The sequence below is a fragment of the Kribbella sp. genome, from assembly GCF_035687465.1.
GTDB lineage: Bacteria > Actinomycetota > Actinomycetes > Propionibacteriales > Kribbellaceae > Kribbella.
Genome location: NZ_DASRXP010000158.1, coordinates 1 through 2,698, shown reverse-complemented (window position 1 = coordinate 2,698; position 2,698 = coordinate 1). Strand labels below are relative to the sequence as shown.

General features: G+C 67.8%; 2 protein-coding genes. Both read right to left on the bottom strand.

All coding sequences use genetic code 11. The features are described from left to right. Positions 1-1,664 (bottom strand): ribonuclease E/G (locus tag VFG33_RS08040; protein ID WP_325024025.1); only part of this gene is annotated, 1,664 nt, incomplete at its 3' end. Positions 1,665-2,190: 526 nt separating this feature from the next. Next, entirely contained in the window at positions 2,191-2,601 is a 411-nt protein-coding gene (ndk, locus tag VFG33_RS08035; RefSeq protein ID WP_325024023.1) for a nucleoside-diphosphate kinase, read from the bottom strand. Positions 2,602-2,698: the final 97 nt, after the last annotated feature.

Genomic DNA, 2,698 nt, shown 5'->3' with positions numbered 1-2,698 from the left:
ACGGTCATCGCCTCGGTGCGGTCGATCACCAGGGTGCCGCCCGACGGCAGCCACACCTTGCGGTCCATCGCCTTGGTCAGCTGTTCGTCGATCCGGTGGACCGCGAACACGTCGGGCCCGTCCGGTGAAGCGGGTTCGTACCTCGTCATCCGCGGTACGAGCTCGGGCGCCACGGTGTTCACGTAGTCGTCGATGGTCTTCCAGGCATCGTCACCCGAGACGATGAGTCCGGAGTAGTCCTCGTTGAACAGGTCGCGAATGACCTTGACCAGGACGTCCGGCTCCTCGTAGAGCGCCACCGCGGCGCCCGCGGCCTTCCCGGTGACGTCGGTGGCCTTGGCCTCGATCTCGGTCCAACGCTCCTGCAGCCGGTTCACGTCGGTGCGGATGTCGGCTTCCTTGACACCCTCAGACGCGGTTCGAATGATGACGCCTGCGTCGGCGGGGACCACTTCGCGCAGGATCTCCTTGAGCCGCTGACGCTCGGTGTCGGGCAGCTTGCGGCTGATCCCGGTCGACGATGCACCAGGCACGTAAACCAGGTAGCGCCCGGCCAGCGACACCTGCGTGGTCAGCCGGGCACCCTTGTGCCCGACCGGGTCCTTGCTCACCTGCACGATGACGTATTGGCCGGGCTTGAGCGCCTGTTCGATCTTGCGCTGTGAGCCACCGAGTCCGGCGGCCTCCCAGTTGACTTCACCGGCGTATAGAACGCCGTTGCGGCCGCGGCCGATGTCGACGAACGCGGCTTCCATGGACGGCAGCACGTTTTGCACGATGCCGAGGTAGATGTTGCCGACCAACGACGCAGATCCAGCCGAGGTGACGAAGTGTTCGACCACGACGCCGTCCTCGAGCACGGCGATCTGCGTGTAGCGGGCGCCCTCGTGCGGCGGTTCGGTGCGGACCTTGTCGTGGACCACCATCACCCGGTCGACGGCTTCGCGGCGGGCCAGGAACTCGGCCTCGCTCAGGATCGGCGGGCGGCGGCGTCCCGCGTCACGACCGTCGCGACGGCGCTGACGCTTGGCCTCCAGCCGGGTCGAGCCCGCGATGCCCTGGATCTCGTCGGATTTGTCGGGCTTGTCGGCCTTGCCCCCGCTGCGCGGCGCCCGCTCGTGGACGACGGTGTTCGGCGGATCGTCCGGCGAAGCGGCCTCGCCGCCCTCGCCCCCGCTGGACTTGCGCCGCCTGCGGCGACGGCGGCGTCGGTTGGCCGGGTCGCCTGAGCCGCCGTCGTCATCGGCGCCGTCGTCGTCGGAGTCATCCGCGTCGTCGTCGGACTCGGCTTTGTCGCCCGCCTCGTCGTCATCTCCGTCGTCGTCGGCACTCTGCTCGCCACGGCCCCGGCCGCGACCGCGCCTGCCGCGGCGCCGCCTGCGGTTGGCCGGCCGCTCACCCTGGTCGTCGTCTTCGTCGACGTCGTCGCCCGCCGTGTCCTCGTCGTCTTCGTCGCCGTCCTCCTCCTCGCGCACCACTGGCACGAACGTGACGGGCTGCGGAGCGACGAACAACGGCATATATGCAGCCGGTTCCGGACTGCTGGGTGCGGCAGACTCGAGCATCAGCCGGGATTCGGGTTCTTCCTCGACCTGGGCTGCGTCGACGAATGCGGGCCCAACGGCTTCGGGCGGCGCGGCTTCCGCAGGAGTGGCGTCCTCCACGGGCGCCGTGTCTTCAAGGGGGGCCGTGTCTTCCGGGGGCGCCGTGTCATCCAGGGGGGCCGTGTCTTCCAGAGGGGCCTCGGGCTCGACGTCGTCGCCCGCCTCCACGGCAGCTTGGACGGCACCTGGGTCCGAATCCTCCGCAGGAGCGGAGTCCATGCTCAGTTGAGCTTGCGCGCCCTCGTCCTGCTGGGCGTTTTCGGATAGGTCTGCGATTTGGGCATCGTCGGCCACTTACTCTCCTCAAGCCCCCGGGCGCGTCTTGATCGACGCGGCCACGCGAGGGCTTCCGCTATGGGCCCGGGGACTTCTCCCGAGCTTGTTGTGGTCTCGCTCCGAGCGGTTCGTTGGGAACCCTCAGTGCCTGGCTGAATGATGACTGGACTCCGCGCCGCACTCGGAAAGTTTCCTAGGTGGTCGCGCACGTCTTAAGTCTTCATCCGGGCGACAGCCCCACTGTGGAGCAGGTCACCCGAGGCCAGTATCCCACACCGCCGCGGTGAAACCGACGAACCGGCCGCTTCAGCTAACGACCGGGGAACCAGAGTTCGATTTCGCGGACCGCAGAATCGGGTGAATCCGAGCCGTGGACGAGGTTGTCCTGGGTGACAAGTGCCAGGTCACCGCGGATGGTGCCGGGAGTTGCCTTCTCGACCGGATCGGTCGCCCCGGCGAGCTGGCGAAACGCCGCAACAGCCCGCGGACCTTCCACGATCGCGGCTACGACCGGACCGGACGTGATGAATTCCAGCAGCGACGGGAAGAACGGCTTGCCCTCGTGCTCGGCATAGTGCTGCCGGGCGAGGTCGTCGCTCACCGTCTTCAGTTCGAGGGCCGCGATGGTCAGGCCCTTTCGTTCGATTCGGCTGAGGATCTCACCCACGAGGTGTCGCTTCACACCGTCGGGCTTGACCAACACCAGAGTCCGCTCCGTCACGCGGCAGAGCCTACTCGTCAGTAGGCGGAACCTGCTGCCCGGGTAATAGGCCTTGTTCCTGACGGCGTCTGACCTCGGCGCGCAGGTAGGCGATCAG